This window comes from Pedobacter sp. HMWF019 (assembly GCF_003061025.1).
GTDB lineage: Bacteria > Bacteroidota > Bacteroidia > Sphingobacteriales > Sphingobacteriaceae > Pedobacter.
Window position 1 is genome coordinate 2,657 of sequence record NZ_QAIL01000493.1, and the last position, 20,306, is coordinate 22,962.

The window sequence follows — 20,306 nt, forward strand, 5'->3', positions numbered from 1 at the left end:
CTTCTTATTCCCTATAATTTCAAGATAATTATCCCCAACAACTTTCCCGTTTGCATTCAAAAAGATCAAACTGGCCGAGTAAAATGAGGGATTATTGTAAATCCATTCTAAATTTTCTATTGGGCTTAACCATAACCGATGGCTTTCTATTGCGGCAATTAAAACTTCATCATTACGTATTTCAGAAAAGATCAGCTCTATATCCTTTCTGAATTTCCTGATGCCTTCATTTTCCAATGGCGTAGGTGAAGTAAAATACACAAAATCCTGGTGCGGACACAGATCCCCTTCAATAACCAATTCAGGCACAGAAATCTCTACATCAACAGGCCCATTGAGTTCCAGATATCTTTCCCACTCCTGTGGAGTCACATCATAGGGAGGTGTTGCGGTTAAACCCACGATAACAGAATTTAAGCTCTTCTTCAGTTGCATCAATGTCTGCCACCATTCGTTCCTTAAATGATGGGCCTCGTCTACCACAATTGTTTTCAGTCCCTGTTTTTTTAAACCCGCAACAATAACTTCCATGTGCAGATTAGAAACTGTCTTCCTGCTGCTTTCTCTATCATCTACCTCCTCTTCAAGTTCAATTTCTAAAACTTTTAATCCGTTACAAGCAGCATGAAGCCCCTGATAAGTCACTGCCGTCATGAAACCAGGTTTACGAATATCAGTTGATATCCATTCAGGGACCAGGTTAGTCTCTAAAAATAATTCGCAAAATCTCTGAATCCATTGGTTTCTTATGGCAATCGTTGGTGCAAGAATGAGTGTCGGCTGGTTCAATCTTAATGCCACTTCAAGCCCCAATACCGTTTTTCCTGATCCTGGCGGCGCAATAACATGTAAGTGGCCATCAGCTATATGCTCCTGAAGGCTATCCAGAACCCGTTGCTGATATTTTCTCCATGGATGTTGGAATTTGATATTTTCAGGAAATACCTTAAAAATTAAATTGCTGTCGATTTCCTGTTCCATACCTGATTTAAGAAGCTGTAATTAAAGAATATTTTAGCGATCACACCAAATAAATTTCAAAAACACATCTGCAGATCGTTTAAAATAAAAAAGCGAAACACGTCGTCCAACGTGTCCCGCTTATCTAAATTAACTCTCTCAACTGTATAAACGCACCAGTATTAATAAAGTTTTAGAAAAGTATTATTTTTTATTCACCCCTGTTATTTTGATAAAAAACCTTTCAAAATGAAAGACCTTTTTGCACCAATAATTGCTTAAAAAAAATAATATGATTATTTAAACAATATAGACTGTATTTTTAATCCAGGCTTCTGAACAAGGCACTTTTTTGGCACACAACTTCACAAACAATTACGACAAAACCATGGAGAAGGAAAAATCACAAACCTTAAAAAAAACAGATAAAGAAGCATACAGACTTTTAATCCTATTTGTTTGCCTCATGTGTATTATAACAACACTAGCCTATTTTGTAGACCAGGGAACGATCATATTAAAGTGGCAGTAAGATTTCTTTGCTTTACCGCAGTTGCAATTGAATTATTTTAAATGCATCATTGCAACTGCGGTATTCAAATCAAAATTAAACTTATGAAAGAGCAAATTATACTCTTTATTGCTGTTTGTCAGAAACCAGATCAGATCTTTAGTATATACAATACCAATACAAACTCCATTTCTACGAACAGGCAAAGCTTCCCGGTCATTATCCAGCAAAACTTCTAAGGCATTAATGACCAGCTGTTCCGGGTGTAAAGAAACGGCATCGTCAAATTCAGGAACATAAATTTCCTTCTCATTTATCAGGGACATGATTTTCATTTAGGTGTGTTGTGCCAAATACTTATCAAAAGTACCGCCAGATTAAACACCACAAAAGCAAGAATAGGCAGAAAGGCAAAAACAATAGGTAAAGCAGCAATAATTAACTCTCAGCCGTCCATCTCAATATAAAGTTTCTAGACCCTTATATCAGAAAATAGATGTTTGAGGCTGAGGGCTGTACTATTTCATATCCAATTTTCTGGAATAAGCAACAGTGTGGCGTTGGTTTTTACAGATTGACTTTAATAAAAAAGGCACGATGAACTCGTGCCTTTCATTCCTTAAGGCTTAGGTGTCTCGGGAGCCTTCCCAATCAATTCCATAAACTGATCCAGTTTCGGCGTGATGATGATCTGCGTCCGTCTATTTTTTGCTTTTCCTGCTTCACTATCATTTCCAGCAACCGGATTATACTCTCCTCTTCCACCCGCTGTTAATCGTTTGGGATCAACCCCATAGTTATTCTGCAGCGACTGGACTACGGAAGATGCCCTTAAAGCACTTAGATCCCAGTTGTTGCGGATATTAACCTGCGAAATCGGTACATTATCGGTGTTACCTTCAATCAGCACATCATAATTCTGGTAATCTTTGATAATCTTGGCAATCTTACTGAGTGTTGCTCCTGCTTTATCAGAAATCTCGTAACTACCCGATTTATACAGCATATTATCAGAAAGAGAAATATAGACCACGCCTTTAAGCACCTGCACATCTACATCGCTCATTTCCTCCCGACTCAATGACCTGGTTAAATTATTTGTCAACACCATATTCAGGGAATCGCTGGTGTTTTTAGTGTTTACTAAATGTTGTATGTACTTATTAGAAGCATTAATCTCATCCACCAGTTTAGAAATGTTCACATTTCCTTGTTTACTGTTGTTTAAACAATTGTTCAAGGCTTCCTGAAGCGCTGCGACATTAGAGCGTTCTGATGCAATCTGCTCCTCTAAACTTTTCACCCTGGTGCTGGAACCTGAAAGTTCCTGCTGACTATTCTGAAATTTCTGGTTCAGTTCATGATTCTTGTCCTGTAACTGATTGTAATTTGCTTGTAACTCATTGAATTTTTTATTGCTGACACAGCCTTGAGTCAATACAGCTGCGATAAGTGCAATACAAGGTATTATGGGGAATTTCATAAATTTACATATTGTATTAAAACGGAACAATTAGGGTTCTATTATTGTTTTACTCCCTGGAAAATAATATTCTTCTGATTAAAGCATCTAAATCCCTTTCGGACAAAGACTTTGGAACGTACATTTCTTTGCTATCCGCCCATACCTTTTCCATTTCAAAATAATCAGGTGTTTGCACATCTGGATTAGTCATCCGGGCCAATTGCTCTTCTCTAAATTTTTGCCACCTGGAAAGGTACAAGGAACCTAATAATCCTCCCCATTCCTTATGCGCATATTCATGCAAATCTGTTTTTGGATTTGTATCCGGCCCCCAGTAAGTAACCTGGATTTTGGCATTTTTTAAGGCATTTTTTTGATCTGCAGGTGTTGAACCGAAATCTACAGCTTGCTGAAGCCACCTGTTTAAAGTGAAGTACCTGTTATTGTTCAACAAAGAGTCCTGTTGCCTGATCATCTGTAAAAACACAGAACTGCTTGCTGTAAACTGTTCTTTGTTTTTTGCTTTTATCGCGTCTATCATATCCTGATAGACTACATCACCGTTATTGGCCAGCACCTGCCTTACAAAGTCTATCCGATCGGCTTGATAGGTCTCACTACCTTTAAATTCAGAAAAAACAGAAGCAAAGAGCTTTACAGCCTCTTTAAACTTAGCTACATCATAATTTCTTTTCCTGGTCCCCCAGGAAGAAACCGTTTTTATAGCTGTACCTGGCCGTGCACAAAAAATAGATTCAGAAGGTCCTTCCTGGTAAATCTCCGGGCTGCTATAGGCTGTTTCCAGTAATAATTGCCATGCTTTTTCCAGCACAGGATTGCTCTTTCCATAACGATATTTCTGGTATCCATTTATCCATTGTTTCACATCCACCTGGTCTTTATGCCAGCCCAATTCCAACATGAGATCAAAAGCAACCGGATTATTATAAATCCCCTCCGGAATAATACCAATCCCACTTAAAAAAGTCCCATACGGACTTTGTCTGGCCCTGTATACTTCATCTGCAAAACGCTGAAGTTTGCCATATATCCCGTTCTTTTCCCCAAAATTGCTAACATTACTCCAAACAAATGGAGTACCATCATACCCATGTCTCTGCTCCCAATTATTGGTGTTTTCTCCAAACAACTCAATAACAAGTGTCTTCTTCTTATCCAAACCTTCCAATAATTGCGTAGCGGGATTGGACTGCCAACCCTGAAGTACCCAGGTGCTGCCAGGGTAATGATCTTGCATAGCTTTCTGAATGGTCCTGGATGAAGAAGGTAGATCTACACCTTTTGAACTTCCACCTTCATGAAAAGGATCACCACCAAAATAATGTAAATCATTTCCATACAGCTTTTTCATTTCTTCATAATAGATCCCCGCAACCTTATTAAATGAAGGATCAGAAGTCATTAAGAAATCCGGACGTGTAAAACCTCCAGCCCATTTTCCCTGGTCGATAACTTTAATATCCATTTTGGTTTTCAATGTAGTAGGAACCATACCATAAAAACCATGCATAACCGGTTCAATACCCAACGTTTTCATTCGCTTAACGATATTACGCTGCAATTCTGCCTGCTGATCTATTAATTCCTGGCTCACCGGGCCGCCCCAACCCTCCAGATTTCCCATCAGCCACCATGCCCCAAATGCAGGACCAGCAATAAATTCTTTCGTTTCCTGATCAGTATATCCTATTTTTCTTAAGGTATTTTGCCATACTGCCTCCATCCCAACCGGGGCAAGCACCAGATTCACACCATTTAATGCCATCCAGTCCAATTCCCTTTCCCAATCAGTCCAGCGGTAAAAACTCATAGAATAACTGATCGTGCAATAGTTTAAAGCATAGCGGTAAGGATAAGGAGAAACGATTCTAACCTTTTGAGGAACAATAGGCAGCTTAGGAACCGATGAAAGATTATCCCCTGAATGAGACATACTTCGCTTGCAGTAGTATTTCAAGTACCAACCCAATCCCTCGGCAGCGGCATTTGCACCTGAAGCCGAGATTTCTATTTTGTTGTTGTTACTGGAAAGTTCAAAAACATCTTTTCCATCTTGCGAAGGAATAGTTTTAAAAATAAGCGAAGAAGACAGCCAGGGCACACGCCGCCTGGCGAGCTCTTTAACAGCTTCGTAATTTTGGGCTTGTACAACGATTGTTGTGCTAAGCAACGTTATTAATAAAAGACTTGCCGCTTTTAGGCCAGGTATTTTCATTTTTGATGGTATATGATCTAAAGTTATCATATACCATCAAAATTTCTATAAAGACAATACCTTTTTTCCGTATTTATCGTCTATTACAATTTCCATTGGGAAACTATCGGCCGGAATCTGCGTTGGGAACCAGTTCCTGCCAAACTCAGCAAGAATCAGCAAGCCCTGGTCATCGCCCAGTGCCGTAAACTTTTCATCGCGGGGCTGTTTTGCAAATACAGGTAAACCATAGGCCGCAATCAATTGATCAGTCAGCTCAATCACCTGGTCTGTCGCAACTCCAATCTCACTGATGCATTCTATTGCCTGCGTAGAGAAAACCTGATCCGATTTATTCCATAAATCATAACGGGCTATAAACTCAAGTATATTCCCATTATTATCCAAGAAATAAATGGCTTTTGCATTCCAGTTCTCAAAGTCTGCGATAACCTTATTTTCAGGAAGGTTCAATAGTGCAACTCTTCCCTTTGTCCATTCTATAGCCTGTTCAAGCTGATTCTGGGGAATATTGAAAGCAAAATGGTAAACAGGTGTTTCTATATCATCATTTTGTACAAAAGTCAGGATCGACCGTCCTACTTCAATACTAATGCTGTAATCTTCATTGAAGATGGGCTCCAGTTGTAAGACTTCTTTGTAAAAAGAGGCTGTTGCGTTAATATCGTTTGTACTAAGTTTAATTTCCTGAAGCTTCATCTTTCTGTATTTCTACAATGATAAGAAAAATCTCTTCCTATCTGGTAATGGAAGCCACGAAATGATCGACAGTCTTGTTTAGCGTTACAGGTACCAGATCATCTACAATACCAATAACGCTGATCCGGGAGCGCAGGTTAAGGGAGATTAATCCATGCATCATGGACCAAATCTGTAAAGCACCTACTTCTGCACTTTTAAACCGAACGGCTTCCCTGCGCATACAATTTTCCAGGCAATCTGTAAAATAACTAAACACCTCCACATCTTTTTCATTGTGGAGCATAACCTTACCCGTGGAGGCATCCAGCACAGGAACAAACATCAGCTCATATGTCTCCGGATTTTCAAGACCAAAATTCAAATAGGTCTTACAAATTTCTTCGAGTCTTTTTAAAGGATCTTTACTGGCTGCTTTTAGTTTAAATTCCTGGAGAAGTAAATGATACGCTTTAGGCTGCAGGTCGTACAGCATTTTATCATTTCCTTTTGCTGCCAGAATTTCGGCTTTCATCAACTCCTGATGTTGTTCTTTTATTTCAGACATAGACTTGAATTTTACAGATAAACAACAGCAATTTAGTGATTTTGGTTTAATATTTCAATTCCAGAACCTTGTTATAACTTCTCATAAGCCGATTCTGTTCCATCTGCAGCTAGCTCCCCATCAAATATTACCAGCTTCTGGTCAGAAATATTAAAATGCTTAGTGGAATTCGTCTTTTTAAAGAAAATACTATACATCACCTCGCTGTTATTGATCCTGGTCTTTTCTTCCTTAAGGGTATAATCATCACTTTCTTCCAACTTTCCTTTCGCATACTTTTCCAGCTTTCCATTGTCAAATTTCAGAATATAACCATTTCCCTTTGGAAAGTTCGGATCCACATTAGCCACTTGTATGCCTTTAACATGCCGTAATTCCCATTGGCCATTCAATTTAGACTCTAAAGATTTTGTTTTACAGCCGGCAAGCATAATGAAGAGTGAAAGAATAAACAGAGGTGATTTTATCAGCGTTTTCATAAAGTCAAATATTTAAGGTAAACATATGTAAATACATCTGTATTATAGCCAGTTAATCAAAACTCAGCATCACCTTTCCAATATGCTCACTGCTTTCCATCAGCTCATGAGCTTGGGCCGCCTGCTGCACCGGAAAAACTTTATAAATAACAGGCTTAACCTTGCCCTGCTCCAATAATGGCCAGACATTGTTCTCCAGCGAACTTGCTATAGCTGATTTAAAACCAACATCGCGTGCACGCAGCATAGAACCCGTAATATTTAAACGCTTTGCCATCACCAGGCCCAGATCTATCTGCACATCTTTTCCCTTCATCGTATTGATCAGTACCAGGCGTCCCTCCAAAGCAAGTGTATTCAAATTATCCGATGTATAATCTCCTCCAATCATATCCAAAATAACGTCTACTCCCATACCGGAAGTCAAGTCTTTCAATACCGCTGCAAAGTTCTGTGTTTTATAATTGATGGCTTTACTGGCACCCAGCTGTTCACAAAACTTACATTTATCGTCGGAACCCGCTGTTACATAAACCTTGCTTCCTAAAGCTGTGGCAATTTGTATGGCGGCTACCCCAATACCGCTGCTCCCCCCATGCACCAGTAAACTTTCTCCTGGTTGTAAGTTAGCCCGATCAAAGACATTACTCCAAACCGTAAAGAAGGTTTCAGGCAGGGAAGCTGCCTCAACAAAAGACAAAGAAGCAGGCAAAGGCAAACAGGAACCCTCCGGGGCAGTACAATATTCTGCATAACCACCACCTTTCACCAGGGCACAAACCTGATCTCCAGCTTTCCACCTGGTAACAGAATCACCAACTAGCTCAATAATGCCAGCGACCTCGAGGCCGGGAATATCCTGCGGTGCATCAGCCGGAGGAGGATAAACACCTTTACGCTGCGCCACATCCGGTCTGTTGACACCAGCAGCTTCAACTTTGATCAGCACTTCATTGGCAGAAGGGTGGGGTTTTGGTCTTTCGGTCATTTGTAAAACTTCAGGTTTACCTGCTTCCGTAATTACAATTGCTTTCATAAATCTCGTGGTTGTTTTAGACTAACAAACCATATGGAGCAATATTCATACCCTGTCGCAAAAAGCCCAATAATTGTCTCATTTGCGGTCGTTTTTTATTTCTTAGATATTGTAAATTAGCCATATGCATCTACTCTATTACTTCATACCAAAGCCCATGAAAAAGAACCTGTTTAAAAACACTGCTGCTTTTAGCAGTTTTTCAGTCAATGACCTGCAAAAAGCAAAAACCTTTTATAGTGATATTCTTGGATTAGAAGTGGAAGAATCCAATGGATTACTCACACTGCATATAAAAGACAGCCTTCCTGTTATGATCTATCCTAAACCAAATCATCAACCAGCTACTTTTACTATACTAAATTTCAACGTAAACAATGTAGAGTCCGCCGTTAAAGAACTGAACGACCTTGGTATACAATTTGAAATCTACAATGAAGAACACTTAAAAACAGATGAAAGAGGCATTCTCGATGGAAACCCGAAAATTGCCTGGTTTAAAGATCCCGCAGGAAATATCCTGTCTATCTTAGAAAAGATGAAACCTTAAAATAAAAAAGCGAGCCACCTCACGTTCCGAAGTGACCCGCCAAATTAACGCTCTCGAATCTTTGACTCAGCGCATATTAAAAGGTTTAAAAGAAAAACAAAATTAGTTTCTGCAGCCCGCATGTAATAGTGCGTCCTCCTATCAGCTTGAGGTCTGGGTGAGGTCTTGTTGGGATAAGGGTACCCTTTATCCCAACAAGACCTCACCCAGATATGCGTCAGATACGATCCACCCCAGTAGAAGATGTATTGTATACACATTGGAAACCTACCCGGATCACCCCCCTCTTCTGCAATTTGCAAAGGAAAATTCTCGTACACTGCGGAAAGACCTCAGAGATCTGCGGGCTTTTTCTGCCCGCCTGATATCGTCAGTCTTGAAGCAGTTGTACAGAATTTTCCACGAAATTCACCTCCCTACAAACCCAATTGGTGATTCAGCACAGTCAACCCCTCTTCAAAACTATGCGGCTTGTAACCCAAATCCCTTATCGTCTTATCCAATATAAATCCAGTTCTCCCAGGACGTTTAGCTTTCTGATTCAAACTCGCCCCGCTCACCTCCTCAATCAAACCCTTATCCAATCCCCAAAAATCAGCCACTCTATACACCAGCTCCACAATACTCATCATATCTTTCCCACTCGCATTATAAATACCCTGTGCTTGCTTTTCCACAGCCAGCAAACAGCAATCAGCCAGGTCCTCGGCCAAAGTTGGCATGCGCCACTGGTCGTTCACTACTTTAATTGGCTCCCCTTTCTCTAACGCCCCCTTTGCCCATAAAACAATATTACTCCGGCTCATGTCCTGCACAATACCATAAACAATAATGGTCCTCAAAATCGCCCAGTTACAAGTGGCCTGTTGTACAACCTCCTCTGCTCTGAGTTTCGTCAGACCATAATAGCTTACAGGATTAGGAACGGCCAGTTCATCGTAAGGACCGTCCAAACCGTCAAAGACAAAATCAGTAGATACATGTACCATTTGAATGTCCAGCTCTTCACAAATCCCAACCAGTGTTTTTACCGCATTAACGTTCAACGCATCGGCCAGTTCCTGCTCCGTTTCACAAGTATCTACATTCGTTAATGCCGCCGTATGAATGATCGCATCAGGCCGAAATTTCTCCACAACCGACCTTACCTGCTCCGGGTTCAGGATATCCATCTCCGCATAAGTATATCCCTCAACCAACGGAAAACGATTCGCTCCTTTCGCCGTCGCTATCAAATTAAATTGTTTAAACTGCAGATTTCTTTCTGTAATCTTCTGACCCAAAAGGCCATTACTACCGGTAACAAGTATCGTTTTCATGAATATAGAACAGGTTTTTATACGGTCTAAAGTATCAATAAATAAACTGTTGAAAAACTTTTTATTTATATATAAAATTTAAGATGAAAACTCTTAACTTTGCGAACCAAATTACGGGCTTTAAAACAGCCTTTAACAAATTGATATTTATAATTTTACCCAAAACAATATATGCCTAACATTGGAAAGATAGCGCAGATTATAGGACCGGTAGTTGACGTAAGTTTTGCTGACGATGCTCATTTACCTAAAATTTTCTCGGCCCTAGAGATTCAAAAAGAAAACGGACAGAAGATCGTTTTAGAAGTTCAACAGCACCTTGGTGAAGACCGTGTACGTGCAATCGCAATGGATTCAACCGATGGTTTAGTTCGCGGTATGCAAGTAGTAGACACTGGTGCACCGATCAAAATGCCAACAGGAGAACAAATCAAAGGTCGCTTATTCAATGTTGTTGGTGATGCTATTGATGGTATCAATACCATCGATAAATCCAATGGTAAAGCTATCCACAACGCTCCTCCTAGATTTGACGAGCTATCTACTGAAACAGAAGTTCTTTTTACCGGTATTAAAGTTATCGATTTATTAGAGCCTTATGCAAAAGGTGGTAAGATCGGTTTGTTTGGTGGTGCGGGTGTAGGTAAAACTGTATTGATCATGGAGCTGGTAAACAACATTGCCAAAGCACACTCTGGTCTTTCTGTATTCGCCGGTGTAGGTGAACGTACACGTGAAGGTAATGACCTTTTACGCGAGTTTATCGAATCAGGTGTAATCAACTATGGTGAGGACTTCCTTCATTCTATGGAAAAAGGCGGATGGGATTTATCTAAAGTTGACACTGAAAAATTAAAAGAATCTAAAGCTACCCTGGTATTCGGTCAAATGAACGAGCCTCCTGGTGCACGTGCACGTGTTGCCTTGTCTGGACTAACAGTAGCTGAATACTTCCGTGATGGTGATGGTGAAGGCGCTGGTAAAGATATCCTTTTCTTCGTTGACAACATTTTCCGTTTTACCCAGGCAGGTTCTGAGGTATCGGCACTTTTAGGTCGTATGCCTTCTGCGGTAGGTTACCAACCTACATTAGCAACTGAGATGGGTCTGATGCAAGAGCGTATTACTTCAACAAAACGTGGTTCAATTACATCTGTACAGGCTGTTTATGTACCTGCGGATGATTTAACTGACCCGGCTCCTGCAACAACATTTGCCCACTTGGATGCAACTACAGTACTTTCACGTAAAATCTCTGAGCTTGGTATCTATCCTGCGGTAGATCCATTGGATTCTACTTCACGTATCTTATCTCCTGCAGTATTGGGTGATGAGCACTACAACACCGCTCAGCGCGTTAAAGAAATCCTGCAACGTTATAAAGAATTACAAGATATCATCGCCATCCTTGGTATGGACGAATTATCAGAAGAAGATAAATTAACCGTTCACCGCGCACGTCGTGTTCAGCGTTTCTTATCTCAGCCTTTCCACGTAGCAGAGCAGTTCACCGGATTAAAAGGTGTACTGGTTGACATCAAAGATACCATCAAAGCATTTAACATGATTATGGATGGTGAAGTTGATGAGTATCCTGAAGCTGCATTTAACTTGGTAGGTAGCATTGAAGATGCTATTGAAAAAGGTAAAAAACTATTAGCTGAAGCAAACGCTTAATTGTAGCGTATATTATTATATATATGACATTAGAAATTTTAACACCAGACAAAAAAATCTACGAAGGAGAAGTAACAGCCGTTACTGTACCTGGTACAATGGGTTCTTTTCAGATCCTGAAAGACCATGCGCCAATTATCTCTACTTTGGAAGATGGTCCAGTAACTGTAAAAAGCAACAAAGCCGAAGATGAAATCTTTGTAATTAAAGGTGGAGTTGTGGAGGTTTTAAAAAACAAGATTATTGTTTTAGCCGAAGGTGTTGCTTAATCTCTAATTAAAGAATGTAAAGCCCCCTGATCTTTTCGATCAGGGGGCTTTTTTTTATCTGCTTTTTTCAGGCGGTTTCATCAAGTTTTTTCAAGGCTTTCATCATTTTACGCAGAATTTTTCAAAAAGTGGTATGCTAGCATAATATCTATACCGAATACCGAAATCATATTTGGTATAGCAGCTGCCATCATTAGTGTCAAAATCAGCCACCATACAAAATTAAATAAAGGTTATTGTCTTAAATAACAGAATAATATTTTTTTTCAATTATTTTACTGTAGCTATTGATAGAATCTGAACCAAAAACTAAATTGGTTTTATAGAAATTAGTTACAACAAAATACAAAATGAACAACTCAAATACAACATTTAACACTGTCATTATTAACCTAAACCTCCTGCTGAATATTCAGGAGAGCAAGGCGCTGTAAATGAGTTTTTAATAAAGAACCAAAGCGCCCCCAAAAGAGGCGCTTTTTTAATGAAAGCAACAAAACAAAACCAACCTATATCTACCCAATGCAATACTTCAATTCAAACACAGTACTTTATTTGAACGGCAACCTTGTCAAGGCATCGGAAACCGGCACTGATCTTTATAGCCAGTCTTTGCATTATGGCTATGCTGTATTTGAAGGAATAAGGGCTTACAGTACCCACAACGGAGTCCGGGTTTTTAAAGCCCGAGCCCATTATGAGCGTCTTAAACGTTCTTGCGAACTGGTCCATATTCCCTTTCCCTGGGATATCAACGACCTGATCCGGCAAACCTATAAAGTATTGGAATTGAACAATCTGAAAGATGCTTATATCCGTCCGCTGGTTTATTGCGGGCCGAACATGTCACTTTCAGCCCCTTCAGAAGTTAACATCATGATCTGCGCCTGGGAATGGGCCGCCTATCTGGGTAATAAACAATTAAAGGTAGGCATTTCCAGCTACCAACGGCCAAACCCTAAATCCATGCCTATGGAAGCTAAAGTGAGTGCACATTATGTAAACTCCATTTTAGCCACTACAGAGGCAAAGAGCAAGGGTTTTGATGAAGCCGTTTTACTGGACATGAACAACCACGTAGCAGAAGCACCTGGTGCAAACATCTTCATTGAAAAAAATGGAAAATTATATACTCCCCCTACCGGTCATATTTTGCCAGGCATCACACGTGCTACGGTCATACAACTGTGCAGAAGACTGGATATAGAGTGTATAGAAAGAGTACTCACAGCAGAAGATTTGAAAAATGCAGATGGTGCTTTCTTCTGCGGAACCGCAGTGGAAATTGCAGGAATCAAGTCTGTAGACGAAGCCGTTTTCCCGCTTAAATGGCAGGACAGCATTGGAGCAACTCTTCAGCGCACCTATAAGTGCCTTGTATTAGAAAAACAGAACTACGAAGTAATCATATAAAACATAGCTATAGACCTAATATGTCACAAACTCCTGAAATTAACCGATATAGTAAAACATTTACACAAGATCCGACACAACCTGCGGCACAAGCCATGTTGTACGGAATTGGATTGACCAAAGAAGACATGGACAAAGCCCAGGTTGGCATCGCCAGCATGGGATACGATGGAAACACCTGCAACATGCACTTAAATGATCTTGCAAAAATTGTAAAAGACGGGGTCTGGAAAAATGACATGGTCGGTTTGACTTTCGGTACCATTGGTGTAAGTGACGGAATGTCTAACGGAACAGATGGGATGCGTTATTCCCTGGTATCCAGAGATGTGATTGCAGATTCGATTGAAACCATTTGCGGTGGACAATACTACGACGGTTTGATTACCATTCCTGGTTGTGATAAAAATATGCCCGGCTCTATTATGGCTATGGGTCGCTTAAACCGTCCGTCCATTATGGTGTATGGTGGAAGTATACACTCCGGAAAATATAAAGGCGCTTCATTGAATATTGTATCTGCTTTTGAAGCTTTAGGACAAAAACTGGCAGGTAATTTAGAAGAAGAAGATTTCCAGGGCGTCATTAAAAATGCTTGTCCTGGTGCAGGTGCTTGTGGTGGTATGTATACTGCAAATACCATGGCTTCGGCCATTGAGGCATTGGGCATGAGTTTACCATATAGTTCTTCCTACCCCGCTACAAGCGATGAGAAAAAGAACGAATGTCTGGAAGCCGGAAAATACATCCGCATCCTTTTAGAAAGAAATATCCTCCCCGCCGACATCATGACCGACAAAGCATTTCACAACGCGATGGTAACCGTTATGGTATTGGGCGGCTCTACCAACGCGGTATTGCACTTAATTGCCATAGCTAAGTCTGTTGGTTTAAGCTTAACATTAGATGATTTTCAGAAAGTTAGTGACAGTACCCCGGTATTGGGCGACTTAAAACCAAGTGGAACCTATTTAATGGAAGACCTCCATGAAATTGGTGGTGTACCAGCAGTATTAAAATACTTGTTAAAAGTAGGATTGATCCATGGCGACTGCTTAACGGTTACGGGTAAAACGATAGCAGAAAATGTTGCTGATGCTCTTGATCTGGATTTTGAGACTCAAAAGATCATCTTCCCGATAGAAAACCCGATTAAAGAAACCGGTCACCTGCAAATGTTGTATGGCAACCTGGCTACTAAAGGTTCTGTAGCTAAAATCAGTGGTAAAGAAGGAGAGAAATTTACAGGCCCGGCGCGTGTCTTTGACGGAGAAAAAGCGCTTATGGCAGGTATCCAAAGTGGAAGGCTAAAAAGTGGAGACGTTGTGGTCATCAGACAGGTTGGTCCTAAAGGTGCACCTGGCATGCCAGAAATGCTGAAACCTACTTCATTGATTATTGGTGCAGGCTTAGGTAAATCGGTGGCATTGATTACAGATGGTCGTTTTTCTGGTGGTACCCACGGTTTTGTAGTGGGACACATCACCCCTGAAGCATGGGATGGTGGAAACATTGCCCTGGTTCATGACGATGACATCATTACCATTGATGCGGTAAACAATACGATAAATGTTCACCTGACAGACGAGCAACTGGCTACGCGCCGCTCTGTTTGGACACAGTTACCACCACCCGTCACCAAAGGTGTACTCTATAAATACATCAAACAAGTAAGTGATGCCAGCGAAGGTTGTGTAACCGACGCTTATACCGATTAAATATTGACAACCCACCCTAAAAACAATAAAATGACTACAGCACAAGCGGAAGCATCCACCCTAACCGAACCAAAAACAACCACAACGGTTACTGGTTCTGTAGCTTTACTAGAGGGCTTAATCGCTGAAGGTACCGATACCATTTTTGGATATCCTGGTGGTGCCATCATGCCCATCTATGATGCACTTTATGATTACAAAGAAAAATTAAACCATATCCTGGTGAGACATGAGCAGGGCGGCATCCATGCCGGACAAGGCTATGCCCGTTCTTCAGGTAAAGTAGGTGTCGTATTTGCCACCAGCGGCCCTGGTGCAACCAACCTGGTCACAGGACTGGCCGATGCACAAATAGACAGCACGCCTCTTGTATGCATCACCGGACAAGTATTTGCCCATTTGCTTGGAACCGATGCTTTCCAGGAAACTGACGTGATCAACATCACTACACCGGTAACCAAATGGAACTACCAGGTAACCGATGCCACTGAAATTCCTGCAGTACTGGCCAAAGCTTTTTATATTGCCAGAAGCGGCAGACCGGGCCCGGTATTAATTGACATTACGAAAAATGCGCAATTGCAGTTGTTTGAATACGAAGGTTATGTGCCTTGCGAACACATTCGCAGTTACCGTCCAAAACCAATCATCAGGAAAGAATATATTGAACAAGCAGCCGCACTGATCAACACCGCAAAAAAACCTTTTATCCTGTTTGGGCAAGGCGTTTTATTAGGTGAAGCAGAACAAGAATTCAAAGCTTTTGTAGAAAAAAGTGGAATTCCGGCAGCCTGGACTATTTTGGGAGCTGGTGCAATTCCAACCGATCACCCTTTAAATGTAGGTATGCTGGGCATGCATGGTAATTACGGTCCTAACGTACAAACCAACTCCTGCGATGTGCTGATCGCCGTAGGAATGCGCTTTGATGACCGTGTAACCGGACGTCTGGACAAATATGCCAAACAAGCCAAAGTAATCCACCTGGATATAGATCCGGCCGAGATTGACAAAAACGTAAAGGCCGATGTACCTGTTTGGGGAGACTGCAAGGAAACCCTTCCCCTGTTAACCGCTTTGGTAGAAGAAAAAACATATCCGGAATGGCTTGCCGAATTCAGGGCTTTCGATAAAGAAGAACATGATACTGTTATTCAAAAGGAACTCAACCCTGAAACAGGTGAAATGACCATGGGTGAAGTGGTGAACAAACTAAATGAACTAACACATGGCAATGCGATCATTGTAACCGATGTTGGCCAGCACCAGATGGTGGCCTGCCGTTATGCCAAGTTCAACAACACCCGTAGCAATATAACCAGTGGCGGCCTTGGCACCATGGGTTTTGGACTTCCTGCAGCTATCGGTGCCAAATTTGGGGCACAAGATAAAACCGTAGTGGCTATTATTGGAGATGGTGGTTTCCAGATGACCTTACAGGAGCTGGGTACCATTATGCAAAGCGGTATTGACGTAAAAATCATGATCCTGAACAACAGGTTCCTGGGCATGGTACGTCAATGGCAGCAACTCTTCCATGAGAAACGTTATTCTTTTGTAGACATCACCAGTCCTGATTTTGTAAAACTTGCCGAGTCTTATTATATCGCAGGTAAAAAGATCTCCGAACGGGAAGAACTGGTATCCGCCCTGGAAGAAATGCTAAACCACAATGGTTCATATCTTTTAGAGGTCATGGTGGCCAAAGAACATAACGTGTTCCCAATGGTTCCCCAAGGTAGTAGTGTAAGTGAAATCAGACTTAAATAATTGTAAGACCATGAGCAATTCCAGCGAATTAGAATTAAACGGAAAACAGGAATTTACAATTACTGTCTATACCGAAAACAGAATAGGCATACTGAACCGTATTGCCATTATCTTCTCGAGAAGAAAAATCAATATTGAAAGCTTGAACACCTCTCCTTCCGAGATTGAGCATATTCACCGTTTCAACATTCTGATCCATGAGACAGAAGAAGTGGTGCGCAAACTGGCTCGTCAGATTGAGAAACAGGTAGAAGTGTTGAAAGTATACTACAACACCAACGAGGACATCATCTGGCAGGAAATGGCCCTATATAAGGTACCTACAGATACCATTGCAGAGAAAGTTTCCGTAGAACGTTTGCTACGTGAATTTGGCGCCCGCGCTGTAGTGATCCGTAAAGATTATACCGTATTTGAAGCGACCGGTCACCGCGAAGAAACCGACAAATTAATCGAAGTATTGCAACCTTACGGGCTGATCGAATTTGTAAGAAGTGCAAGGGTGGCTATTATTAAAGACAGTGATGGCTTTAACCGTAAGCTGAGAGAATTTGAACGTAAAGATCCTGGAGAAGAAGTGATTGAAAACGAATTCCTCGACAAAGAGAAGAACGTATTCAGCATGTAATTAATAGTATAACAGATAAAAATTAGAACCTTAAAATAAAACCAATAAAAACGATGTCAAATTATTTTAACACATTACCTCTTAGAGAAAAATTAAACCAATTAGGTGTTTGCGATTTCATGGACAGTTCAGAATTTCTGGATGGCGTAAATGCATTAAAAGGAAAAAAACTCGTAATTGTAGGTTGCGGCGCACAAGGCCTTAACCAGGGTTTAAATTTAAGAGATAGTGGATTGGACGTTTCTTATGCGTTACGCGCAGCAGCAATTGAAGGCAAAAGGGATTCCTGGAAAAATGCTACAGAAAACAACTTTACTGTTGGCACTTATGAAGAATTGATTCCTACAGCAGATGTAGTGATCAATCTTACTCCAGACAAACAACATACTTCAGTAGTTAACGCAGTAATGCCTTTAATGAAACAAGGCTCTACCCTATTGTATTCTCATGGTTTCAACATCGTAGAAGAAGGCATGCAGATCCGTAAAGACATCACCGTGATCATGGTGGCTCCAAAATGTCCGGGATCTGAAGTAAGAGCAGAATATGTACGTGGTTTTGGTGTACCAACATTAATTGCAGTTCACCCGGAAAATGATCCCGAAGGAAAAGGATTGGCACAAGCAAAAGCTTATTGTGTTGGAACAGGCGGTCACAAAGCTGGCGTGCTGAACTCCTCATTTGTTGCTGAAGTAAAATCAGATTTAATGGGAGAGCAAACCATCCTTTGCGGTTTATTACAAACTGGCTCTATCCTTTCTTTCGATAAAATGATTGAAAAAGGAATCGACGCAGCTTATGCTTCTAAACTGGTTCAGTATGGTGTGGAAGTGATCACAGAGGCTTTAAAGCATGGTGGTGTAACCGGTATGCTGGACAGATTAAGCAACCCGGCTAAAATCAAAGCTTTTGAAATTTCAGAAGAATTGAAAGACATCATGCGTCCATTGTTCCAAAAACATCAGGACGACATTATGAGCGGAGAATTCAGCCGTGTTATGATGGAAGACTGGGCAGCCGGCGATAAAAACTTATTGGCATGGCGTGCAGCAACAGGCGAAACTGCTTTCGAAAAAACACCCGCCGGCAACGTAAAAATTGCAGAACAGGAATATTTTGACAACTATACCCTAATGGTTGCTTTTGTAAGAGCAGGTGTAGAGCTGGCTTTTGAAACCATGGTACAGGCAGGAATTAAACCAGAATCGGCTTACTATGAGTCTTTGCATGAAACACCGCTTATTGCCAATACCATTGCCCGTAAAAAATTGTTTGAAATGAACCGCGTAATTTCTGATACTGCAGAATATGGCTGTTATTTATTTGATCAGGCTTGTAAACCACTACTGAAAGATTTCATGACTAAAGTAGATACAGACCTGGTTGGTAAAAACTTTAATGAAGGCAAAGACGGTGGCGTAGACAACAGAACCTTAATTGCCGTAAACGAAGCCCTGCGTACTCATCCTGTGGAAGTTATTGGCACCAAGCTTAGAAAAGCTATGACTGCAATGAAAGCGATTAAAACAGCATAAATAACAAAGAAGAGACGTTCAGAAAACTTCTGCGGAACGGCCTGGACGTCTCTTAAAAAACAAGAATAAGATGTCAAAAACATTAGTAGAAAAAATTTGGGATGCGCACGTTGTAAAAAGTGAACCAGGATTTCCTGATATTTTATACATAGATACGCACCTGATCCACGAGGTGACCTCACCACAGGCTTTCGATGGTTTACGCAAAAGAGGATTACCCGTTTTACGCCCAAAGCAAACCGTTGCCACTGCAGATCATAACGTACCTACGTTAAACCAGCTACAGCCCATCAAAGAAGAGCTGTCCCGTTATCAGGTAGACATGCTTACCAAAAACTGTGCTGAGTTCGGCATTGAACTTTATGGTCTGGGTCACCCTTTCCAGGGTATCGTTCACGTTATTGGTCCTGAACTGGGCATTACCCTGCCAGGAAAAACGATGGTTTGCGGAGACAGCCACACCTCTACGCATGGCGCTTTTGGTGCGATTGCATTTGGTATCGGCACCTCACAGGTAGAGCAGGTTTTCGCTACACAATGTTTATTACAGCAAAAACCCAAAACCATGAAAATTGAGGTGAATGGTACATTGGGAAAAGGCGTTACCTCTAAAGACATTATTTTATATATTATCTCTAAGATATCAGCTGCCGGCGGTACTGGTTATTTTATTGAATATGCAGGTTCGGCCATTGAAGCTTTAAGTATGGAAGCCCGGATGACGATCTGTAACATGAGCATCGAAATGGGTGCCAGAGGCGGATTAATTGCCCCTGATCAAACCACTTTCGACTATATTAAAGACAGAGAATTTGCTCCTGCAGGCGCAGAATGGGATAAAGCACTGGCCTACTGGAAAACATTATATAGCGATGCTGATGCCAAATTTGACAGTGTTTTAACTTTCGAAGCAGAAGACATCGCCCCTATGATCACCTACGGAACCAATCCGGGCATGGGTATGGGCATCAAAGAACTTATTCCGGCGACCAAAACGCAACCGGAAAAAGAACAATTGTCTTATCAGAAAGCCTTAAACTATATGGGCTTTGAAGATGATTCCTCATTGATTGGCAAAGCGGTAGACTATGTATTCATTGGCAGCTGCACCAACTCCCGCATTGAAGACCTGCGTGAAGTGGCCGACTTTGTGAAAGATAAACACAAAGCAGAAAACGTAACTGTATGGATCGTTCCAGGCTCAAAACAAGTAGAGCAACAAGCGAAAAACGAAGGTTTGGACAAGATCTTTGAACAAGCCGGATTCCAGCTTCGCGAACCAGGATGCAGTGCGTGTTTAGGCATGAACGAAGACAAGATTCCAGCCGGAAAATATTGTGTTTCTACTTCGAACAGAAATTTTGAAGGCCGTCAGGGTCCTGATGCAAGAACTTTACTGGTAAGTCCGTTAACCGCAGCAGCAGCAGCAGTAACCGGAAAAATTACAGACGTAAGAGAATTGTTGACAGAAGCCTAAGGCAGAAAAAAAGAAGA

Annotated in this window: 18 protein-coding genes; 9 read left to right on the plus strand and 9 right to left on the minus strand. The window is 41.2% G+C overall.

Going from position 1 to position 20,306, the window contains the following annotated elements; genetic code table 11:
• The 8 genes from DBR11_RS30000 to DBR11_RS25490 all read right to left on the minus strand — a co-directional run.
• On the minus strand, positions 1–981 hold a 981-nt coding region (locus DBR11_RS30000; protein ID WP_199233963.1), incomplete at its 3' end, for a DEAD/DEAH box helicase.
• 543 nt (positions 982–1,524) lie between these two features.
• A complete protein-coding gene (locus DBR11_RS25460; RefSeq protein WP_146186663.1) occupies positions 1,525–1,797 on the minus strand; it encodes a CBS domain-containing protein in 273 nt (90 codons plus the stop codon).
• Between the two features lie 293 nt (positions 1,798–2,090).
• Positions 2,091–2,954, minus strand: a complete 864-nt coding sequence (locus DBR11_RS25465; RefSeq protein ID WP_108555388.1) for an OmpA family protein — start codon at positions 2,952–2,954, stop codon at positions 2,091–2,093.
• A gap of 49 nt (positions 2,955–3,003) precedes the next feature.
• A complete protein-coding gene (locus tag DBR11_RS25470) occupies positions 3,004–5,172 on the minus strand; it encodes an alpha-N-acetylglucosaminidase (RefSeq protein WP_108555389.1) in 2,169 nt (722 codons plus the stop codon).
• Positions 5,173–5,217: 45 nt separating this feature from the next.
• Positions 5,218–5,871, minus strand: a complete 654-nt coding sequence (locus tag DBR11_RS25475) for a VOC family protein (protein WP_108555390.1) — start codon at positions 5,869–5,871, stop codon at positions 5,218–5,220.
• A 37-nt stretch (positions 5,872–5,908) separates the two neighbouring features.
• Positions 5,909–6,418 (minus strand): TetR-like C-terminal domain-containing protein, encoded by a 510-nt coding sequence (locus DBR11_RS25480; protein ID WP_108555391.1) that lies wholly within the window; start codon positions 6,416–6,418, stop codon positions 5,909–5,911.
• Positions 6,419–6,489: 71 nt separating this feature from the next.
• Complete coding sequence (locus tag DBR11_RS25485) at positions 6,490–6,897, minus strand: hypothetical protein (RefSeq protein ID WP_108555392.1); 408 nt, start codon at positions 6,895–6,897, stop codon at positions 6,490–6,492.
• 52 nt (positions 6,898–6,949) lie between these two features.
• On the minus strand, positions 6,950–7,933 hold the full coding sequence (locus DBR11_RS25490) for an NAD(P)H-quinone oxidoreductase (protein ID WP_108555393.1): 984 nt from the start codon (positions 7,931–7,933) through the stop codon (positions 6,950–6,952).
• Positions 7,934–8,090: 157 nt separating this feature from the next.
• On the opposite strand from DBR11_RS25490, the gene DBR11_RS25495 reads away from it, so the two are divergent.
• A complete protein-coding gene (locus DBR11_RS25495) occupies positions 8,091–8,483 on the plus strand; it encodes a VOC family protein (protein ID WP_233260912.1) in 393 nt (130 codons plus the stop codon).
• Positions 8,484–8,899: 416 nt separating this feature from the next.
• Here the strand turns inward: DBR11_RS25495 and DBR11_RS25500 are convergent, their stop codons facing one another.
• Positions 8,900–9,802 (minus strand): SDR family oxidoreductase, encoded by a 903-nt coding sequence (locus DBR11_RS25500; RefSeq protein WP_108555394.1) that lies wholly within the window; start codon positions 9,800–9,802, stop codon positions 8,900–8,902.
• A 171-nt stretch (positions 9,803–9,973) separates the two neighbouring features.
• Between DBR11_RS25500 and atpD the strand changes: the two genes are divergently transcribed.
• The 8 genes from atpD to leuC all read left to right on the plus strand — a co-directional run bounded on the left by atpD (position 9,974) and on the right by leuC (position 20,289).
• The gene (gene atpD / locus DBR11_RS25505; protein ID WP_108555395.1) at positions 9,974–11,479 is read left to right on the plus strand and encodes a F0F1 ATP synthase subunit beta; all 1,506 of its coding nucleotides are present in this window, start codon (positions 9,974–9,976) and stop codon (positions 11,477–11,479) included.
• 23 nt (positions 11,480–11,502) lie between these two features.
• The gene (gene atpC, locus DBR11_RS25510) at positions 11,503–11,748 is read left to right on the plus strand and encodes an ATP synthase F1 subunit epsilon (RefSeq protein WP_108555396.1); all 246 of its coding nucleotides are present in this window, start codon (positions 11,503–11,505) and stop codon (positions 11,746–11,748) included.
• A 522-nt stretch (positions 11,749–12,270) separates the two neighbouring features.
• A complete protein-coding gene (locus tag DBR11_RS25515) occupies positions 12,271–13,161 on the plus strand; it encodes a branched-chain amino acid transaminase (protein WP_108555397.1) in 891 nt (296 codons plus the stop codon).
• Between the two features lie 20 nt (positions 13,162–13,181).
• Complete coding sequence (gene ilvD, locus DBR11_RS25520; protein WP_108555398.1) at positions 13,182–14,879, plus strand: dihydroxy-acid dehydratase; 1,698 nt, start codon at positions 13,182–13,184, stop codon at positions 14,877–14,879.
• Between the two features lie 30 nt (positions 14,880–14,909).
• Positions 14,910–16,649 (plus strand): biosynthetic-type acetolactate synthase large subunit, encoded by a 1,740-nt coding sequence (gene ilvB, locus DBR11_RS25525; RefSeq protein ID WP_108555399.1) that lies wholly within the window; start codon positions 14,910–14,912, stop codon positions 16,647–16,649.
• A gap of 10 nt (positions 16,650–16,659) precedes the next feature.
• Positions 16,660–17,277 carry an acetolactate synthase small subunit gene (ilvN, locus tag DBR11_RS25530; RefSeq protein ID WP_108555400.1) on the plus strand — a complete coding sequence of 206 codons (618 nt, stop codon included), beginning with the start codon at positions 16,660–16,662 and terminating at the stop codon, positions 17,275–17,277.
• A 53-nt stretch (positions 17,278–17,330) separates the two neighbouring features.
• Complete coding sequence (gene ilvC, locus DBR11_RS25535) at positions 17,331–18,812, plus strand: ketol-acid reductoisomerase (protein ID WP_108555401.1); 1,482 nt, start codon at positions 17,331–17,333, stop codon at positions 18,810–18,812.
• Positions 18,813–18,882: 70 nt separating this feature from the next.
• Positions 18,883–20,289, plus strand: a complete 1,407-nt coding sequence (gene leuC, locus DBR11_RS25540; RefSeq protein ID WP_108555402.1) for a 3-isopropylmalate dehydratase large subunit — start codon at positions 18,883–18,885, stop codon at positions 20,287–20,289.
• Positions 20,290–20,306: the final 17 nt, after the last annotated feature.